Origin of the sequence: Rhodococcus sp. 27YEA6, from assembly GCF_044908235.1 — a bacterium.
Classification (GTDB): Bacteria; Actinomycetota; Actinomycetes; order Mycobacteriales; family Mycobacteriaceae; genus Rhodococcus_F; species Rhodococcus_F qingshengii.
In genome coordinates this window covers 81,781-99,574 of the sequence record NZ_JBIYCY010000008.1, presented here as the reverse complement: position 1 = coordinate 99,574, position 17,794 = coordinate 81,781, and the positions used below count along the sequence as shown (strand labels likewise).

The 17,794-nt window shown below is 63.4% G+C and carries 19 protein-coding genes; 9 read left to right on the top strand and 10 right to left on the bottom strand.

Features of this window, described 5'->3' with window-relative positions:
* The first annotated feature begins 55 nt into the window (after window positions 1–55).
* The 3 genes from ABH939_RS20840 to ABH939_RS20830 all read left to right on the top strand — a co-directional run bounded on the left by ABH939_RS20840 (window position 56) and on the right by ABH939_RS20830 (window position 2,391).
* Window positions 56–1,102: an ABC transporter permease gene (locus ABH939_RS20840; protein ID WP_234551151.1), complete on the top strand. Its 1,047-nt coding sequence runs from the start codon at window positions 56–58 to the stop codon at window positions 1,100–1,102.
* On the top strand, window positions 1,099–1,839 hold the full coding sequence (locus ABH939_RS20835) for an ABC transporter ATP-binding protein (RefSeq protein ID WP_404650063.1): 741 nt from the start codon (window positions 1,099–1,101) through the stop codon (window positions 1,837–1,839). The genes ABH939_RS20840 and ABH939_RS20835 overlap by 4 nt, the downstream gene beginning before the upstream one ends.
* A 111-nt stretch (window positions 1,840–1,950) precedes the next feature.
* Window positions 1,951–2,391: a PAS domain S-box protein gene (locus ABH939_RS20830; RefSeq protein WP_003943598.1), complete on the top strand. Its 441-nt coding sequence runs from the start codon at window positions 1,951–1,953 to the stop codon at window positions 2,389–2,391.
* Window positions 2,392–2,397: 6 nt separating this feature from the next.
* Here the strand turns inward: ABH939_RS20830 and ABH939_RS20825 are convergent, their stop codons facing one another.
* A complete protein-coding gene (locus ABH939_RS20825) occupies window positions 2,398–3,024 on the bottom strand; it encodes a TetR/AcrR family transcriptional regulator (RefSeq protein WP_003943606.1) in 627 nt (208 codons plus the stop codon).
* Window positions 3,025–3,075: 51 nt separating this feature from the next.
* Between ABH939_RS20825 and ABH939_RS20820 the strand changes: the two genes are divergently transcribed.
* On the top strand, window positions 3,076–4,047 hold the full coding sequence (locus tag ABH939_RS20820; RefSeq protein ID WP_404650062.1) for a hypothetical protein: 972 nt from the start codon (window positions 3,076–3,078) through the stop codon (window positions 4,045–4,047).
* On the opposite strand, the gene ABH939_RS20815 is transcribed toward ABH939_RS20820, so the two are convergent.
* The 5 genes from ABH939_RS20815 to ABH939_RS20795 all read right to left on the bottom strand — a co-directional run bounded on the left by ABH939_RS20815 (window position 3,994) and on the right by ABH939_RS20795 (window position 9,138).
* On the bottom strand, window positions 3,994–5,286 hold the full coding sequence (locus tag ABH939_RS20815; RefSeq protein WP_336870747.1) for a YcaO-like family protein: 1,293 nt from the start codon (window positions 5,284–5,286) through the stop codon (window positions 3,994–3,996). The two genes, ABH939_RS20820 and ABH939_RS20815, sit on opposite strands and share 54 nt — an antisense overlap.
* Window positions 5,283–6,623, bottom strand: a complete 1,341-nt coding sequence (locus ABH939_RS20810) for a YcaO-like family protein (protein WP_404650061.1) — start codon at window positions 6,621–6,623, stop codon at window positions 5,283–5,285. Before ABH939_RS20810 ends, ABH939_RS20815 begins: the two co-directional genes overlap by 4 nt.
* Window positions 6,616–8,046 carry a CocE/NonD family hydrolase gene (locus tag ABH939_RS20805; protein ID WP_404650059.1) on the bottom strand — a complete coding sequence of 477 codons (1,431 nt, stop codon included), beginning with the start codon at window positions 8,044–8,046 and terminating at the stop codon, window positions 6,616–6,618. Before ABH939_RS20805 ends, ABH939_RS20810 begins: the two co-directional genes overlap by 8 nt.
* Entirely contained in the window at window positions 8,043–8,855 is an 813-nt protein-coding gene (locus ABH939_RS20800; RefSeq protein ID WP_404650058.1) for a hypothetical protein, read from the bottom strand. The genes ABH939_RS20805 and ABH939_RS20800 overlap by 4 nt, the downstream gene beginning before the upstream one ends.
* Before the next feature lie 94 nt (window positions 8,856–8,949).
* Entirely contained in the window at window positions 8,950–9,138 is a 189-nt protein-coding gene (locus tag ABH939_RS20795; protein WP_228401636.1) for a streptamidine-related RiPP repeat protein, read from the bottom strand.
* Window positions 9,139–9,230: 92 nt separating this feature from the next.
* Between ABH939_RS20795 and ABH939_RS20790 the strand changes: the two genes are divergently transcribed.
* From ABH939_RS20790 to ABH939_RS20770, 5 genes are all read left to right on the top strand, one after another.
* Window positions 9,231–10,490, top strand: coding sequence for an MFS transporter (locus tag ABH939_RS20790; RefSeq protein ID WP_209910774.1), 1,260 nt, complete (start codon window positions 9,231–9,233; stop codon window positions 10,488–10,490).
* A gap of 84 nt (window positions 10,491–10,574) precedes the next feature.
* On the top strand, window positions 10,575–11,642 hold the full coding sequence (locus tag ABH939_RS20785) for an iron ABC transporter permease (protein WP_209910777.1): 1,068 nt from the start codon (window positions 10,575–10,577) through the stop codon (window positions 11,640–11,642).
* Window positions 11,639–12,433, top strand: a complete 795-nt coding sequence (locus ABH939_RS20780) for an ABC transporter ATP-binding protein (protein ID WP_042453274.1) — start codon at window positions 11,639–11,641, stop codon at window positions 12,431–12,433. The genes ABH939_RS20785 and ABH939_RS20780 overlap by 4 nt, the downstream gene beginning before the upstream one ends.
* Window positions 12,430–13,410, top strand: a complete 981-nt coding sequence (locus ABH939_RS20775) for an ABC transporter substrate-binding protein (RefSeq protein WP_404650056.1) — start codon at window positions 12,430–12,432, stop codon at window positions 13,408–13,410. Before ABH939_RS20780 ends, ABH939_RS20775 begins: the two co-directional genes overlap by 4 nt.
* Window positions 13,407–14,090: a SagB family peptide dehydrogenase gene (locus ABH939_RS20770; RefSeq protein WP_075831745.1), complete on the top strand. Its 684-nt coding sequence runs from the start codon at window positions 13,407–13,409 to the stop codon at window positions 14,088–14,090. The genes ABH939_RS20775 and ABH939_RS20770 overlap by 4 nt, the downstream gene beginning before the upstream one ends.
* Before the next feature lies 1 nt (window position 14,091).
* Here the strand turns inward: ABH939_RS20770 and ABH939_RS20765 are convergent, their stop codons facing one another.
* From ABH939_RS20765 to ABH939_RS20750, 4 genes are all read right to left on the bottom strand, one after another.
* The gene (locus ABH939_RS20765; protein ID WP_007735909.1) at window positions 14,092–14,376 is read right to left on the bottom strand and encodes an SHOCT domain-containing protein; all 285 of its coding nucleotides are present in this window, start codon (window positions 14,374–14,376) and stop codon (window positions 14,092–14,094) included.
* Entirely contained in the window at window positions 14,373–14,825 is a 453-nt protein-coding gene (locus ABH939_RS20760; RefSeq protein ID WP_007735911.1) for a DUF6325 family protein, read from the bottom strand. The genes ABH939_RS20765 and ABH939_RS20760 overlap by 4 nt, the downstream gene beginning before the upstream one ends.
* 3 nt (window positions 14,826–14,828) lie before the next feature.
* Entirely contained in the window at window positions 14,829–16,475 is a 1,647-nt protein-coding gene (locus tag ABH939_RS20755; protein WP_050657053.1) for an MFS transporter, read from the bottom strand.
* A 68-nt stretch (window positions 16,476–16,543) separates the two neighbouring features.
* On the bottom strand, window positions 16,544–17,791 hold the full coding sequence (locus ABH939_RS20750; protein ID WP_223304489.1) for a hypothetical protein: 1,248 nt from the start codon (window positions 17,789–17,791) through the stop codon (window positions 16,544–16,546).
* Window positions 17,792–17,794: the final 3 nt, after the last annotated feature.

The following is a 17,794-nucleotide window of genomic DNA, read 5'->3' as shown; positions in this document are numbered from 1 at the left end:
GGAAAGAGTCTGCATCCGCGAGAGCGTAGAGGCAAGCACAGGAAAGGAATTCACAGTGTTTGTCGCAATGAGGGACTTACGGGCAGCGCGAGGTCGTTTCGCGCTGATCTCCGTCGTGGTTCTGTTGGTTGCACTTCTGGTCAGTTTTCTCAGCGGGTTGACTGCAGGACTTCGCCATCAGAACGTGTCGGCCATCGAGGCCATGAATGCCGACACGGTGGTGTTCGCCGACACCGGAGCCGGGGCGTCGTTCGACGAGTCGGCGCTCACGCAGGACCAGGTCAACGCTTGGACCTCCACGTCGAAGGACGTCGATCCCATCGGAATCGGTCGCGGGAAAGCGGGATTGGCCGACGGAAATCAGAAGTCGGTGGCCCTGTTCGGCGCTGATGGCGGTTTCGGTGACGTGACGCCGTCGGCGTCAGGCACGGTGGTGTTGAGCGAAGGTGCCGCCCGCGATCTGGGGGCGGGCGCCGGCGATCAGGTGAGTGTCGGTACGCAGCAGTTCACCGTCAGCGCCGTTCGCGGTGACGACTGGTACAGCCATTCGCCCGTCGTCTGGATGACGCTCGACGACTGGCAGGCGGCCAATCCACGCGGCGGAGTTGCGACAGTACTGGCTGTCACCGGAGCCTCCGACGCTTCCGCAACGGACAAGGCGGCTGCGACGACGTCGACGACGGTCAGCGGTTCGCTCGACGCGATCGGTTCGTACAAGTCGGAGAACGGGTCGTTGACGTTGATGACGCTCATGTTGTTCGCGATCTCAGCCTTGGTGATCGGTGCGTTCTTCACGGTGTGGACGATCCAGCGAACTCCGGACATCGCGACGCTGAAAGCGCTCGGTGCGACTACCGCTTCGCTGGTGCGCGACGCACTGGGTCAGGCGCTCATCGTTCTGATTGCCGGTGTCACCGTCGGAATCGGGCTGACGGCCGTGGCCGGATCGCTGATCGGTGACGCCATGCCGTTTGTCCTGGACGCATCCACCACCGTCGTACCTGCCGTGGCATTGATCGGGCTCGGTCTGCTCGGCGCGGCCTTTGCACTTCGATTCCTCTCGACCACCGATCCACTCACAGCATTGGGGAGCGCACGATGACCATGACAACCGGCACCACAGTTCTCGACATCCAGAACGTCGATCTGACGTTTCCCGATGGGCAATCGCGGGTGACGGCGCTGGACGACGTGTCTCTGCGACTGCACTGCGGCGAGATCGCCGCGATCACCGGGCCCTCGGGTTCGGGCAAGTCCAGCCTGTTGGCGGTGGCGTCGACGCTGATCCGTCCGGATTCCGGGCACGTCTATCTCCGGACGCCGGAAGGCAGCACCGACATCGCTGCGCTGAGTCGGCGGGCGGCGTCGGAGCTGCGACGCTCGTCGATCGGCATCGTCTTCCAACAGTCGAACCTCGTGTCTTCGCTGACTGCACTGGAGCAGCTCGAGGTGATGGCGCATCTGGGGCAGTCCGTGTTCACGTCACGGACCCGTCGCAAGGCCGTGAAATCAAAAGCGATGGATTTGCTGGACGCTGTCGGGCTCGCGGATCAGAGCGGAAAACGGCCGTCCCAGCTGTCGGGCGGGCAGCGACAGCGCGTCAATCTCGCGCGAGCATTGATGAACGATCCGCAGCTTCTCGTGGTCGACGAGCCCACGAGTGCGCTCGATCAGGAGCGCGGTGCCGCTGTCATGGATCTGATCATCGGCGTGGTGCGGGAACGCGAGGCGGCAACCCTTCTCGTGACACACGACCGAAGTCACCTGTCTCGGATGGATACTGTCTATCGTGTTGTTGACGGTTCCTTGGCGGAGGATCAGGAGGCGCTCGCGGCGTGACTCAGGCGGGCACGATTCGGGCATTCGTCACTGCATCCGGGCGGGAAGTCAACCCGCGATTTGCTGGGCAGTTAGACTGTTGTCGACTCGGGCAACTTGAGAGGACGTGTTATGGAACGCCGCCGCAACGTTGCGCAGCCGCCACAATCGCCGATTGCGGATCTGGAGCAGATGCCTGCCCTGATTCTCCTCGACAGGCTTCCGGTGCCGGTCATGGCCGTTCACCGCGACGGCAGCATCGTTTTTGCCAATCCGTCCTTCGCTGACATGCTGGGATATCCCAAGAAGGCCGTCTCGGCGTTGCGTTTGCAGGACATCCTCTACGACAAGGATGCCGACGACGTCAGTGCAGAGCAGGCCCATCGTGAACTGAGTTCCGAGCCGGGCTCGGTCAAGGAGTTCGTGCACTCCGACTCCACGTTGGTGCGCGCGACGGTCAGTCAGTCTCTGCTCCGACGGGACGACGACACGATCACCCTTGCCGTCCTCCACGATCTGACGGAGCGCCTGTGGAACAACCCACGGCACATCGACGACAAGCCCACCAAGTAATCCCAGCTACTTCCGGGATTTGACGGTTCGGTCCAGGCCGAGGGTGGCGGCAAGGGTGTTGACCACCCATTCTTCGTACTGTTGGCCGGTCCAACCCGCGCCGACCACGAGGTCTGTATAGGTCTCGGGACTGAGCAGCGTGAGTGCGACGTTCACGGCTGTTTCGAGGTCGACGGTTGGCGCTTTTTCGACGATGCCGACCATCAGATGTTCCTGCACCGTGCGTCTCTGAGTGCGGTTGATTTGCCACAGACGGGCGGCGTCCTCGTCGGCGGAAGCGGCGGCCCGCAGTGCCAGCAGGATGTCTGCGGTGCGTTCCAGAATGAGCCGTCCGTGGTGAACCTGAATCCGGAGTTGTCCGAGTGGATGTGGGGCGCCGAGTGCTGCCGCCACCCACGGACGGTCGAGAGTTGCCGTCTTTTCCTCGTCGCCCGCAACGGCCACGTCGAGTAGTGCTGACAGCACGCTCGGCTTGTTGCCGAACACGAAATAGACACTCTGCACCGACACGCCCGCCGCCGCGGCAAGCTGCTTGATCGTGGCGGCCGCGTAGCCGGGATCGACAAAAACCTCACGCGCTGCCTCGATGATCTTGCGCCGCGCCGACGTGTCTTCCCGAAGAACCTCAGTCATGATTAGAGTTTAACTCTAGAGTCGAACTCTAGCGACTCGGGAGGCGAAACAATGACAAAGGTTCTTGTACTCGGTGGCTACGGTGCCGTCGGGATTCCCCTGATGAAACAACTCGCGAAGGTCCCCGAAATCTCCGCGTACTCCGCCGGCCGTGATCCTGCCCGCGCGGACGTCGTCGTTGATCTTAAAGAACCAGGCGCGTATTCGGCTGCGGTTCGAGACTTCGATGTTGTGGTGAATGCCTCGGGTTTCGAGGATGTTCGCCTGGCAGAAGAAGCGGTACGCGGTGGGGCGGCATTCGTCGACATCACGGCGACCTCGAGCTACTGCGAAGAATTGGAAGCGGTCGACGGACCCGTTCTCATGGGCGTCGGGTTGGCGCCGGGATTGACCAGTGTCCTTGCAACCGAGGCGCATCGACTCGGCGACGGACCCGTGGACATCCTGATCGGCCTCGGCGGTGGAGAACTACACGGGCCGGCCGCAACGGCGTGGACGTACGGGATGTTGGGCACGAGGTTTCCTGATCCCGACGGACGATCGGTCCGCAACTACACCGGGATGAAGACGTTTCGAATACCGGCCGATGCGACCGGCTACCGCACCGGTCCTGCTGTGCGGGCCGACTTTTCGGACCAGCATGCGTTGACGCGAGACCTCGGTGTTCCGGTCAGGACGTACCTGCGATTGGACACGTCCACCGCGACGCTCGGACTTGCGGCCATGACGTGGGCACCCGCGCTACAGAAGGTCGTGCCGAAGAAGCTGTGGGGCTCGGATCGTTGGGTAGCGATGGCCCGAGCGGATACCGGCCCGGCGCTGTGGGTTTCGGGGCGTAGCCAGTCGGTCGCGACGGCAGCTATCGCCGCGCGCGCCGTGCAGGTGATTCGGGATGCCGCGATCTCGAAGCCGACGTGGTTCCACGCGGTGGAAACCACCGAGTCGTTGCAAGCGGCGGTTCCCGAACTGTCAGTGCGGCAATGGGATGGTGCGCGCCGATCGTCCGGCAAGACAGTCCACTAGTCGGGGCGAGCCGAGAAACGGCAATCCGGCGGCCGCATTGGTGAGACAACCGGGTACGACGACGCGGACGACGTGCAGGCCGGCGTGGAGAACATCAGTTGTGGTGAGATCGACCCATGCCGGCCGGAAACCGGCTGCCGTCAGAGCGCTTTCGGTGCCGGCGGCTGATGTCAGAGAGTCGAGTCCCACCTCGCCGACGACGGCACCGACCAGCTCACTCTCGAATCGTGCTTGGATCTCCGGGTCCAGGTGAAGTTGCAAGTGGCATCCGTAGTCCATCACGTCGGCAAAATCCGATCGGTAGGCGCCTGCATAGCTTCGGTCAGCTCGCCAAGGCGCAAGCGGACTGGTCGGGGAGGCCGCGGCTCGACCGATGCCGCTCTCCGGGTCGTCGTAGTCGGCGGAAAGCAGCTGCAGCTGAAGCGCTTCGCCGAGCGACTTGAACGCAGCCGTCTGCGCTTCTTCATGGCAGGCGGTACCGATGGTCGAGTATCCGGTGAGTCCGTCGTGGACGAGGGCGCCGAGCACCGGGATCCCGAAATCGCTGTCGAATGACAACCACCTGGTCGAGAGGGTGCCGTGATTCCCCAGTCGCCGAAGCACCTCGGGAATGCCGGTGACGACCCGAACACCACTCCGCCCGGTCCAGGACAGCGTCATCGCGTCTCGTTCGACTATCTCGCGCAAGGCATTGTCGATTGCGAACTTCACCGAGGGTCCGGCGGCGAGACCCGCCTGAGCTACCGGAGAGATCGCCGGACCCGTCCGGGCGACGAAATGAGGATACGAACCCCAGACGAGTTCGGCCGGTACCCAGATATCCGAACCCGTGATCAGGTCGGCTCCGCGAGTCCAGTCCATCTCCAGATCGGCGGTTGGTTCGACGAACGGGAACTGTGGCCGCGCGTACTGGGCGGCGTCGAAACGCGCGAGTTGTGACAGGTCGATGCTTGCTCCGATCAACGCATCGGCCGACCCGCGGACGATCGGTTTGGCGACGATGTTGCCGCAATATCGTTCCACCGCTTCGCCTATCGCAGCTGCGGTAGGCCGCGCACGGTCACCCAGATCGAAGCAATATCCGGCGCCGGCCGAGTCACTGGACCAGGGTGAAAAGCATTCTGAATCACTGACATACGAGTGAATCAGTTTGAACTCGGGCGGAAAGTGCTGGGGAACAACGGCGTCGACCAACTCTCGAATGATCCCAGTTCGGCGGTCGACGAGCAAAGATCTCATGCGAGAGGTACCGGCAGATGCAGATGGGTGGTTGATGCGCTGGTCAATCTGCTACCTCCAAGAAGGGGAAAAGCTGCTGGGGCGTTGTTGTACAGGCCCGGAGTCAGGACGCGGACGACGTGCAACCCGGCAATCGAGATGTCGCCGGTGGTGAGATCGACGGAAATCGGCTGGTGTCCCCGTGACGTCAGAAGCGCTACGAGAGAAGCCAGATCCAACGGCGCTTCGTCGGGAATCTCTGATACCGAGAGTGTTTCGGTGTAGTCGAAGAGATGTTCCTCCGCGGCCAGGGCCATCGTGGGATCAAGATAAAGCTGGGCAACAGTCGGCAGATCGACGACGTCTTTCCATTGCGGATCGAACTCGTCCCGGTAACGACGGTCGGCCCGAAAGGGTTTGTACAGGTGCGCCGGCAGCGTTCCGTCCGCCACGCTGCGCCAGGTCGGCCCGTCGGGGTCGGCGAGGTCGATCGTGATGGCAAGTACGGCATACGCCTCGACAAGCGCCTTCGAGACTGCCGCCTCCACCGTCGGTCGACAAGCTGTGCCCAGCGCGACCAGTCCACGTCGGTCATCGCGGATCCACGCTGTGGCGACGGGAATGCCGAAGGGGGAGGGAAGCAGAAGCACTCGAACGCTCCGGGTCTGGCTCTCCAGATCCCCGAGTTGGCGGTGCGCAGGCAACCGCTCCCAGTCGGAAAGCTCGATCGCCGGCTGTGACCGGTCCCCGCACCACCACAGCGCGGTGGCATCGCGTTCGAGAAGTTCCAGCAGAGCTGACATCTCGGCCTCGTCGCGTGAGCGTCCCGCTGCGATTCCGGCGTACTGCAACGACGCGATCGGTGGCTCGCAGCGACGGGTGCCTGTGTAGTACCCGAGATAAGTCAGGGCCGCAGGCACGTAGGTGGGCACCTTTTCGTCCATGGTGTGACCCAATGCCCAGCGAATGTTCAGATCAGAGGTGAAGGGAACAAAGGGGAATCCGGGAAGGCGGTACTGATCCTCGCTGTACAACGCAAATTTCGCCGGATCGACGACCCGTGAGCCGGCCAGTTCCAGCGCTGACGCACTGCTGCGGACCAGATCTTCGGGGACCACGTTGCCGCAATATCTTTCGACGGCCTCACCGGTTGCCGCCCCGCGGGCCGCTGCGTCGTTGCGTATCGAAGCCCCGAATCCGTAAGGGTCCGCGCGAAACAGTGAACCGCTGCCGCCGAAGTTTCTGGTGTCGGCCACCCTCGCGGCCCAACCGACCCAGCCCGTCGGCATGTCCGAGCGAATGTGTGGTTCCAGTGAGGTCAGCACGCCGCTCCGGGCGTCGACCAGCAAGTCATCCACCGTCAGTTCCTCCGAGTATCGGCAGGGTCAACGACCCGGAAAATGATTGGTGCAGTGCGGTACTGCGTGTTCCTCGATAGCGATCACCGTCTCCGAGATTGCGTGCGAGGCGGGGGAAGTCCGAGCCGGCGATCCGCAGCGTCAAGACATCACCCGCGCGCACAGTGTGCAACACGGGATCCAGATCGATGGTCACCATCGTCGGCTGCAGGCTGACACCCGCGCCACGTGCGATCGATCTGGTAACTCCAGCGGGATCTACGACGCTCAGTTCGGCGATCCAATCGGCTTCGCCCTCGGGTGAATGCACTTTCAGCTCCACCGATGGTGTTCCGGAGAGTACGGAGTCGTGCTTGATATCGAAAGTCAAGACAACACAGTTGTTTCGGTCCCGTGAGGCGTCATACAGGAAGCTGTAGGCCGCATCCTTCCGATCTGGTTCGAGATGAACGCGATTCGCACCCGTGACAAACGGTTCGGTCGACCATTCGCCGACACCCCGGTCGAATACCCGATTGATGGTCAGGGGCCGCGCAGCGAATACCGATTCCATCCACTCGACCTGAAGGCGGCCGAAACTTGTCTCGCCGACCCTTCCAGGGCGGAGGTCGTGCGCCCAGGGGCCCACGATCAAACTCTGCGGCCCGCGCCCCACGGACGTGAAGTGCCGCAGTGTCTCCCGAATCATCGCATCGTCCCAACCGCCGATGTGCAGCCCGGCGATGTCGAGTTCGGAGAGTTCGTCCGCGGACACCAGATCATCGCCACCGAAGTCTTCGCGTTTACGAGCGCGAAGGATCGGCGTCAACCAGCCCGGTGAATCGGAGGTCAGACCAACCTCCTCGATCATCGACTGCACCGGGAGATGTTCCAGCAAAGACGAATCCGAGCGCATCAGGGCAGGGATGAAACCCTCACGAGAGGAAGACGAATCTCCGTGCTCGCCCCACCACGCCAGATGCTCGGCGAGGAGAAGTATCCCCGAGGGATCACGTTTGACGCGGTCGCTTCCGATGGTCGGCACCTTGGAGACGACGCCGTCTACACGAAATGACCGATCGGCGCTGTTGGTCTCGGTAGCAAATGCCCAGGCGGTTCCGGCCGCATACGAAGCCCCGCTTGCGATGACGCACTCCGGTGTCCACGGCTGATCCTGCAGCCACTCGGCCAGGGCGGCGCTGTCCTCGCGCTCGTGGACGTAGGGTTCCCAAGATCCGGTGGAATCGTGCCGTCCACGTACGTCCTGACAGATGAAGGCAATTCCTCGCAATCGCCATTCGATCCCCTCCGCCAGATGCCATCCACGCCCGTACGGGGTGCGGATCACGATCAGTCCCCGCGGTGAAGAATCCGGTGGGAGAAGCACATCCGTAGCCAACGAAGAACCGTCTGCTGCCGGGATCTTCACGCCGAGTGAGATCACCGGAGCGTCGGCGCGGGTTCGAGAACGCCGCCGGGCAGTGGTAGCACGGGATGGCGAGTCATCATGAGGGTTCGCGGATTCATCCGGATCTGGTGGTGAAGGTGTGATGGCGGTGCGCCATGTACACCAGCCACGACGTCCGAACATGCAAGCGCACTGGCCATTGCGGCTGCGGTGGGTGAAAGTCCAAGCGGACGACGTTCGCTGCCGGCGAGGTGATTCCACAGTGCCTGCAGATGATCCGGGACGCGCGACGCGGCAAGCCGTCGACCGCAGACGTCCCGGTAGCTTGCGCTGCCGATACCGTCGAAGAAGGGTCCGATGCAGATATCACCCAGCTCCGCGTGGACGCGTTGCCACGGTGTTTGGTTTCGGCGGCACCAGGTATCGAGTTCCGACCACTCGTCGTGAGGAGGAGCACCGGCAACCGACAGTACGAGGTCCGAAGACGCAACGTCGTCTTCGATTGGCGCAGTGGTGGATACGACCTCGAGATGCGTAAGAGCCTTGGAGAGCAGGGCGATGCAAGCATCGGCAACGGGCCCGATCCCGTCCATCAGCACACGCTGTGGGCGCGGAATCTCCGGCGCTTGACCTGGAACAGCCAGCACGCCGCGAGAGACGAGGGCGTCGGCGATCTCGATAGCTTCCGGGCCGAGCACCGAACCAGAGCGCCTGAGAAAGTTGTCGAGTTCCGCGAGGTCTTCGGCCGGCGCGCCGATCGTGACCGCGTTCTCGTCCGGTGTCAGGTAATGCCAAACACCGTCCGGGGTCGGATACAGCTGGTGTCCGTCGGCGAGGGCGTACACGGATCTCCTTGTCGGTGCCCGCACCCGACGAGTCGGATGCGGGCGGGGTCATCGGCAGATCAGACTGTCGAAACAGTCTGGATCAGGGGAGGTTTCAGCTCTGGAAGCTGAACGGGTTGTCGACGAGGGCGTTGGTGCCCACACCCTGCAGAGCGTGTGCGGACGTTGCCTCGGCAACCGGCTCGAAGGTGAACGGGTTGTCGACGAGAGCGTTGGTGCCGACGCCCTGGAGTGCATTGGTCGGAGCCGAGTTGGAGATGCTGTCGAACGAAATGTTGCTCATTGTCATCCCTTCCGTAATGGAAACCATTTCCATTACGATGTCACCGTACGAAAGATCGCCACGGAGAGCAACAGGTACAAGAGAGTGCATACATGAGCGAGACCCCGACGACGGGATCCGTCGAAGCGCAACCACATGTCTTTCGGGACAGATCGTTTCGATTGTTCTTCACGGCTCGTACGATTGCCGTAGCCGGTGCGGCGGTCACCGGAGTGGCCATGCCGATCCTGGTGTTCGACATCAGCCGGTCTCCGTTTCTCACCTCACTCGCGGCTGCGGGGACGGTTCTGCCGTATCTCGTGTTCGGCTTGTTCGCCGGCGCCGTGGCAGACCGAGTCAACCGGCGGACGGTCATCCTGTGTGCGCAGGCCGTAGCTGCACTTGCCTTGGCGAGTATTCCGGCAGCGCAGGCACTCGGCGTATTGACGGCGTGGCATGCCGTCGGCGTATCGATGTGCATCGGAACGTGTTTCGTGTGGTTCGACGCCGCTGCTTTCGGAGCGCTGCCTGCTCTGGTCGGTCGGCAGAGGATACCGGCGGCCAACAGCGCGCTGTGGACGTCCAGCACGCTGATCGATGTTGTCTTTCCGGCGATAGCCGGCGTGCTCGTGGCCTCGATCGGCCCGGCCTACGCATTGGGTGCTGATGCACTGGCTTACGTACTGGCCGGGCTGGCCATGGCCTCGATCGGAGCCTCGTTTTCGATTACTCCTGCGGCGCCGAAGAAGTCGGGAACCGGAATTGCGCGTGACATACGCGAAGGCCTCAACTTCCTCTGGCAGTCGCCGCTTCTGCGGGCCTTGACCGGCGTCGGCTTCGTCAATTCGCTGACGCAGGGTGCGGTTACGGCTCTCCTCGTGGTGTACGCGTCCGAGAGGCTGGGGATTGCGACGTCGAGTCCGATGATCGGTGCCGTGTGGACGGCCGTCTCCGTGGGTGGAGTGGTCGGCGCACTCGTGCTTCCACGGCTACCGGCGCGGTGGCCGGTCGGGGCGATCACGGTCGGGGCGCTGACCATCGGCCCGGTGGTGCTGTTCGTCGTTGCGACAACCGGCAATACCGGCGCCGCGATCACGGCGCTCGTCGTCTACTCCGGCTGTGCGACCGTCACCATCCTCAATGGCATCGGTGCACGTCAGCGCCTGACTCCGGATCGTCTGCAGGGGCGCGTGAACACCACGGCGAGGATGGTCGCCTGGGGTGGTTCGCCGGTCGGCGCCTTGATTGCCGGGGCAATCGCAGGACGCTGGGACATCGGCACTGCCTACCTCGTTGCGTGCATCTTTGCGCTGGTCGGGGCGCTCTTCGCGTGGGCGAGCGCGCTGCGGACCGACCCTTACCCGCACAGATGAGCATGTGACTATTAATGAAAACGACTGTCGTTATGGTTAGATCCACCTGTTCATGACTGCGAACCCCACCTACTCAGGAGTGCGATGACGCTGACCAGCGAGGCAGCACGACGAGTGCCGTCGCGTCCACATCCCGTCGGCGAGCGCGGGTACGTCCCGTTTCTGTTGGCCACGGCGGTTGTGCTTGTCGCGGTCTCCACCGTCGCGGTGTGGTCGGGTGCCGCGTCGGTGTCCTTTGCCGACGTGTTCGCGGTGTTGTACGCGCACGTCGGCGGTCCGCCGGTCGACCCGCTGCTCGATCGGATCGTGTGGGGATTGCGGGTACCGCGCATTCTGATTGCGGCATTGGCGGGCGCCGGATTGTCGTTGGCCGGCGCCGTGCTGCAAGCGTTGGTGCGCAACCCGATTGCCGATCCGTACATTCTGGGCGTGGGTTCCGGAGCATCCTTCGGTGCAGTACTGATCATGACGACCGGCATCGGCACCGGCCTGTCGATCGGTGTCCCGGTGGCAGCCTTCCTGGGGGCCATGGTCTCCCTGATCGCGGTTCTCGTACTGGGTCGGCGAGAGGGAATGCTCGTCCCGCTGCGCATGGTCCTGGCCGGAGTTGCCATCGGCTATCTGCTCTCGGCTGCAACAAGTTTTGTGCAGTTGCGCGCCGATCCGAGTCAGCTTTCGGGAGTGCTCTTCTGGTTGCTGGGCTCGGTGAGCGGGGCCAGTTGGTCGGATCTCGGTGTGCCCGCCGCGGTGATCACCGTCTGTGCGGCAATTCTGTTGACACAATCGCGCCAACTCAACGCGTTGGCCATGGGAGACGAGAGCGCGCAATCGGTCGGCGTGGACGTGCGCCGTACCAGGTTGCTACTACTGGTGATCGCGTCGTTGCTGACCGCGGTTGTCGTATCCGTCGCCGGGGGAATCGGTTTCGTGGGGCTGCTCGTGCCGCACGCCGTACGACTTCTGGTCGGTTCCGATCACGGCAAGCTGCTCCCCGCGACCGCGTTGGTTGGTGCCACCTTCCTGGTGATTGTCGATCTTGCGGCTCGGATGTTGGATGCGCCCAACGAATTACCGCTCGGGATCATCACCGCCGGATTGGGTGCACCGTTCTTCCTCTGGTTGCTTCGACGGGACGGCGGTGCGCAGTCATGAGATTGTCGGCCAGCGGAATTCACGTCGTTCGGGGCGGACGCCTCGTGGTTTCGGGTGTAGACCTCGAAGCGCCCGAGGGAAGCGTGGTCGGACTCGTCGGACCGAACGGCAGTGGAAAGTCCTCCCTCCTTCGCGCGTTGTATCGCTCGATGAAGCCGCGAAGCGGAATCGTGAAGGTGGACGAGGTGAATGTTTGGGACGATCTCTCGCCTCGATCGGCGGCACGCATCATCGGTGTTGTGGGGCAGGAGCATTCATCCGATTTCTCGTTCAGCGTCCGCGAGGTGGTTGCAACGGGTCGGACGCCGCATCACAGCGCGTTCTCTCGACTCGGCGAGATCGACCGAGACATCGTCAGCGCAGCACTGGTGCGAACCGGCATGCAGGGCTTTGGATCACGTCTCTTCGCCGAACTGTCCGGCGGAGAAAAGCAGCGTGTGATGTTGGCCCGGGCGATCGCTCAACAACCGTCGGTGCTGGTCCTGGACGAGCCCACCAACCACCTCGACATCCGTGCTCAACTCGAATTGATGGAATTGGTCGCCGAACTCGGTACCACGACGATTGTCGCGATCCATGAACTCGCCTTGGCCGCAGCGTATTGCGACTACGTCTGTCTGCTCTCCGGCGGGGTAGTTGTCGCGACAGGACCAACGGCCGAGGTCCTCACCGAGGACCTGCTGTCCGAAGTATTCGGGGTTCAGGTGCATCTCGGCACTCATCCGTTGACCGGGCGCCCCCTGCTCTCGTTCGCCCCTCCGCTCCTACACACGAAAGAAGCAGTGTCTTGAAATCCTCGATACGTACTGCCGCGCTGTTGTGCTCGGCCGTTACCGCCACCGCAGTACTGGCCGCATGCGGAAACTCCACGGCGGATTCGGCGGCGTCGTCGTCCGAGAAGATCACCGTCACCAATTGTGATCGCGAGGTCACGGTGCCCAAGACGGCGGAGCGGATTGTCTCGCTGTATCCGTCGATGACGGAACTTCTCATTCAGCTCGGCGCCGCCGACCGCATTGTCGGACAATCGAATACCGACCTCTCTCCTCCCAGCCCCGAACTCGCTGATCAGTTCGCGGCCGTGCCGGTACTGAGCGCCGGAGTTCCCGCGAAAGAAGCATTGCTCGACGCCCGTCCGGATCTGATCGTCTCCGACGGGGAATACTGGTTCGACGGTGACCGATTGCAGACCATGGACGAATTGCGTGACCTCGGCATCCCGATCTTCGTGAACAGCGGCTACTGCCACAAGGCCGTCACCGAAGGCAGGATCGACGACGTCTGGTCCGACCTCGACGGTCTCGGCGCCTTGACCGGAACAAGTGACGCGGCAGCAACCCTCCTGGCCGACGGCAAGAAGTCCCTCGCAGCAACCGAGGCATCTGTCGCCGGGCAGGAGCCGGTTCCCACTGTGATGGTTCAGGTTTCGGAGGGACAGTCCTATGCTCTGGCCAGGGGCCTCTACAGCAGTGTGCTCGAGGCCGCCGGGGGAAGCAATCTTTTCGAGAACGACCTTCCCGACGGAAAGTACTTCGGCCAGGTAGCCACGGAATCGGTGCTCGCGAAGTCGCCGAAGGCTATCCTCGTCGTCTACTCCACCGAGTCGGCTCGGGAATCCACCCTGGATGCTGCGCGGACGGCATTTGCCGGAACCCCCGCCGCGGCGTCGAATGCGATCTTTGCCGTTCCGGAGGCATGGTTCGCCGGCGAGTTGGTCTCGATCGACGGGGCCGGCGAGGTGTCTCGCCTGCTGCACCCGGGTTCGTGACCGCACTCGAGCGAATCGAGGCCGTCGTATCGCTGCATGCAGTGTTGGACCGGACGGTGAGTCCGTCGGAGCTACCGTTCGACGAGCACGCACTGCCGCCGGTGACGTGTGAATCCGTGGAACTGCCGGCCGCGACGCCACTGCCGGCCTGCGGGTTCGCGGACGTCTTGCAGGCACGGCGGAGCCGCTACGACCCCGCACAGACGGCACTCCGAGCAGGCGAGCTGTCAAACGTGTTGCACCACAGTGTTGTCAGCAGCCCGACGGCGGGCGGGATGCGCGAACTGACGCTGTCGTTTGTTCTCAGCCGACCCGGAGACGAGCTCGGAGCCGGGGTATACCGATATGCCCGAGGCCGTGCCGAAGCTGTCCGGCCAGGCGACGTGCGAGAGCACCTTCGAGCGAGCCTTCTCCAACCCGAGTTCGTCGACGTGTTCCCGGTTCTTTTGTTTGTGGTTGCCGACGTGGAAGCGCCGCTCGAGAAGTACGCGATGCGGCACTACCGCACGATGCACGTGGATGCCGGTGTGCTGGTTCAGAATCTGTACCTCGTGACCGAGGCGATGGGACTTGTGGGCTGCGCCATCGCAGGATTCACGGATGCGCGAGTGGCATCTCTGTTGAATCTCGCGACGACGCAGCTTCCCGTCATGGCTTTTGCCCTCGGGAGGCGCAGCTAGGTCAGGCGAGGATGCGCGCCTTCTGGGTCTCGAACTCGGCCTCGGTCAATACTCCCGCATTCTTGAGTTCGCCCAGCTTGGTGAGCTGTTCGAGCTTTAAGTCCATCGATGCTGCCGGAGCTGCCTGCGGTGGCAGGGGTGGTAGATCGGGAATCGGAGGCACCGGCTGGGCCTGCGCTGCGCGAGCCTGATCTTCGGCGGCCCAACGGGTCCGCTGACGGCGCTGAACATTGCCGTGAATGGAGCTTGCGACGGCTACCCGGCCGGCTCGCCTCAAGAAACTCATGCGTCCTTCTCCGTATTGCCTGGTGCGGTGTTGTCGAGTGCGGTGGCAAGTTCGTCCAAGCTCAGGTGACCTTCGGTGACAATCTTTGCGCCGCTGCGTGTCCACGCGTCGATCACCGGCAGTATGGCCAGTTCCTCGTAAACGAGCACGGCGGCAACACTACCGGTGGCCAACTCGTCACCAACGGCGGCGATGTCGCCGGCGTCGAGCAGTCCGGAGGCTGCGCCGTCGAACTGCGCCAGATCGAAATCTGCGAGTTCGAAGGTCGATGCCGGTACGACGGCCACTGATCCATCGGCGGCTTTGGTGACGAACTCGAGGTCGAGGATGCGGATCACGCCGGAGTCGACGAGAGTGAGCAGCTGCTCGAATCCTGCGGAGGTCGGTGCACCGCCGGGAAACTCGACGGCAACGTATTCGATCGGACCGAATTGGTCTTGGTTGGACATCGGTTACTTCTTGCCCTTCGTGGGTTGCGGTTCTTCCAGAGCAGGTACTTCGTCGGGCATGCGGCCGGCCGGAATGATGGCGAGCAGGGAGAGTCCGGCGAGGACGAGTAGCGAGGTTCGCAGGGCGCGCAAGCGCGCTTCGGTGTTGATCCGGATGGCTTCGTCGATCTGTGCTTGTGTCGCCGAGGTGTTTTCGAGCGTCACGACGAGTTGATCGTTGGGGACGAAGTTGACCTGGTCGAGATTGATCCCGGACTCGACCTTGAGTGATGCCGGGATGGTGGGGTTGTCGATCAGCTGCGAGCTGACGAGGGAACCGAGGATTCCGACGGCGAAGACGCTGGCCACCGCGATGCCGACGCTGCCGGACATGTTGTGTACCAGTCCTCGCCAGGCACCGACGTCGCCGGCCAGTTCCTTGGGGGCTGCGGTGAGGAGGGTGTTGAACACCAGCGCAACGATGGCGCCCTGCCCGAGGCCGAGGGTGATCAGTCCGATGACGACAAAGATCTGATGCCAGTCGCCACGAATGGTGAAGGCCAACAAGATGAGTCCAGCGGCAACGACGACGAACCCGGCTCGTGCGATCAGACGCGGGGAGTACGTCTTGTACAGACGCGCGACGACGGTGCTCGCGATGAAGATCGAAAGTGTGTACGGGATGATCGAGAACGACGTCTGCAAGCTGCTGCGGCCCTGGATGATCTGCATGTACAGCGGAATGAGGAAGTTGGCCGCGGTTCCCACGAACATCATCGTCGCCATGCAAATCGTGGTGGCGCGCTCGGCGCCGGTCTTGAGGACGTCGAGGTTGAAGAGCTGAGGCTTGTTCTGCGCCTTGCGGCTTCGCGTCCACTGGAAGAATCCCTGCGCGCAGATGGTGCCGAGGACGATCAGGATGGCCGCGGGTGAAACACCGATGACCGAGAACGGCGCAGCGTCGGTGGCCAGGATGACGCCCCACGAGTTCAGGCCGCTGAAACCGAAGCTGAGCAGGATGACGGCAACGGCAGCAATGGCGGCGCCGGCCCAGTCGATGGTGATGTCCTTCTGCGGGGGAACAGGTTTGACCCGGAAGCTCAGGATCAGGTTGACCACCGCGAGAGCCACGACGAGGGCGAACGAGTATCGCCACCCGATCGTCGTCGCGAAGGAACCGGCGATGAGCAGCGCCAGCACACCGGCCGCCGGGATTGCTGCTGCCAGGTAACCGATGGCCTTTGCCTGCTGATCGCCACTGAAGTTCGTGGCGATGAAGACCGTCAACGCGGGAGCGATGAGGGCGATCACGGCGCCGGATGCAGCTTGGGCCACGAACAGCATTGCCGGGCTCTGACTCAGGGCGACCGCGGCCATTGCGAGGCCGTGAATCGCGACGGCAATCTGGAAGACCAGACGCGTTCCGTAACGGGCGCCGATCTTGGCCCCCAACAGAATGAAGGCAGCCATGGCGAAGGTGCCCGCGGTGATCGCGGTGCCGACACTTGTTGCGGGCGTGTCGAGATCGGTGGTGATGCCGGCCATCGAGACGGTCAGGGCGTTGACGGCGAACGACGCCTGAATCTGGGTGAGGACCACCACGATGAGTGGTAGCCAGGAGGCGGTGCTCACGGCGGCCGTTGTGGCGGCCGCGCCAGGCTTTACGGACATGATGGGTCACGCCTTCCTCGACACTGCGTGTACTCGCGACGTGCCCGGATCAGCCACGCACGGCTACATTAGCCGGAATTGTGCTGAATGGTCGCCTGCAAGTGGTTGGTTTCTTCGCGGTAGACCACCATCTCCCGGTGCAAGGCGCGACGGAAGCGCGGTTGCTCGGCCAAGAGTACGGCCAGCACGGTCAGCAACAGCCACGTCGCGGCCGCGCTCGCGAGGAGCAGCAGGACCGGAATCCACGGACCGCCCATCTGCTCGAGCAGCGTCGTCTTTGCCCAGACGCGCCAGTAGAGCATCAGATTGACGATCAGTCCGACACCGTACGAGATGACGAAGGACAGCAGGAACTGCTTCCACGTGCCGTCGTGGCGCCGCGCCGTCATCGGTTCTGCCCGCAGCGGCAAGCTCACCGACATCACGTTCGCGACCCCCAACCAGAGCAGGATCATGGTCAGCACCTGGCCGCACGCCTTCACCAGGTCGGCACTGCTTCCGGAGCGCCACGCGAGGACGGCGCTGAGCAGGAACCCGGCGCTGCCGACGAGGAGCAGCATCACCGCGTTTTTCGCGACGAGCACGTGCCAGAGCCTCGTTCCACCGGACAACGCAGCGCGCACGCGGCCGGCGTCGAAGCTGAGCGCATTGGTGCACACGACGCTTCCGACCACACCCGAGAGTGCGTACAGCGCAAGGTAAGGCAGTCGATCTTCCTTGGTGTCCCACTGGAAGAGGCGAATGAATGCCAGGTACGCCAAGCCCATTCCGAGGCTCAGCCCCAGCCGAAAAGCGATCGACCGAGGCTTACCACTCACCACGTGCCGTGCTTCCTCACGGATCCGGGAGCCGAGATCCTGCACATGCCGGACGACGGGGTTGCCCGAGTTCAGCGGGACGTAACCACGGATCGCGGCGGCGACGGTATCGGTGTCACCGGCATCGAGCGCGGCGACGCGTGCTTCGAGAACCGCAAGGTGGGCGGCGCGCAAGGCTATCCGTGCGGTGGTCACCGCGGCGACGGCGTCGGCCTCGGCCTGCGCGGCGGTGCCGATGCCGGCGTCGGCGGGCAGCGTCGGCTGCAACGTCGTGATCAGTTCGAGTTGGCGCGCCATGTGCGGCGACGGTGACAACCCGCTGTACGACGGTCGGCTCAGCGCTGATCGTTCGTCGTCGAGCGAATCACGGACGGCCGCGGCAGCCTTGCGGACGGCTGCCGGGTTGTGCCAGCGCACCGACCGGGCGTCACGCTCGGCGGCGACGGCCCGAGAGGCAACCTCGGTCAGATCCTCGACCGCTGTCAATGTCTGCTCCACTCG

Excerpts from the sequence above, each read along its gene's own strand:
- ABH939_RS20835 (WP_404650063.1), top strand. The coding sequence starts at position 1,099 with ATGACCATGACAACCGGCACCACAGTTCTCGACATCCAGAACGTCGAT.
- ABH939_RS20830 (WP_003943598.1), top strand. The coding sequence starts at position 1,951 with ATGGAACGCCGCCGCAACGTTGCGCAGCCGCCACAATCGCCGATTGCG.
- ABH939_RS20825 (WP_003943606.1), bottom strand. The coding sequence starts at position 3,024 with ATGACTGAGGTTCTTCGGGAAGACACGTCGGCGCGGCGCAAGATCATC.
- ABH939_RS20820 (WP_404650062.1), top strand. The coding sequence starts at position 3,076 with ATGACAAAGGTTCTTGTACTCGGTGGCTACGGTGCCGTCGGGATTCCC.
- ABH939_RS20815 (WP_336870747.1), bottom strand. The coding sequence starts at position 5,286 with ATGAGATCTTTGCTCGTCGACCGCCGAACTGGGATCATTCGAGAGTTG.
- ABH939_RS20795 (WP_228401636.1), bottom strand. The coding sequence starts at position 9,138 with ATGAGCAACATTTCGTTCGACAGCATCTCCAACTCGGCTCCGACCAAT.
- ABH939_RS20790 (WP_209910774.1), top strand. The coding sequence starts at position 9,231 with ATGAGCGAGACCCCGACGACGGGATCCGTCGAAGCGCAACCACATGTC.
- ABH939_RS20785 (WP_209910777.1), top strand. The coding sequence starts at position 10,575 with ATGACGCTGACCAGCGAGGCAGCACGACGAGTGCCGTCGCGTCCACAT.
- ABH939_RS20780 (WP_042453274.1), top strand. The coding sequence starts at position 11,639 with ATGAGATTGTCGGCCAGCGGAATTCACGTCGTTCGGGGCGGACGCCTC.
- ABH939_RS20765 (WP_007735909.1), bottom strand. The coding sequence starts at position 14,376 with ATGAGTTTCTTGAGGCGAGCCGGCCGGGTAGCCGTCGCAAGCTCCATT.
- ABH939_RS20760 (WP_007735911.1), bottom strand. The coding sequence starts at position 14,825 with ATGTCCAACCAAGACCAATTCGGTCCGATCGAATACGTTGCCGTCGAG.
- ABH939_RS20755 (WP_050657053.1), bottom strand. The coding sequence starts at position 16,475 with ATGTCCGTAAAGCCTGGCGCGGCCGCCACAACGGCCGCCGTGAGCACC.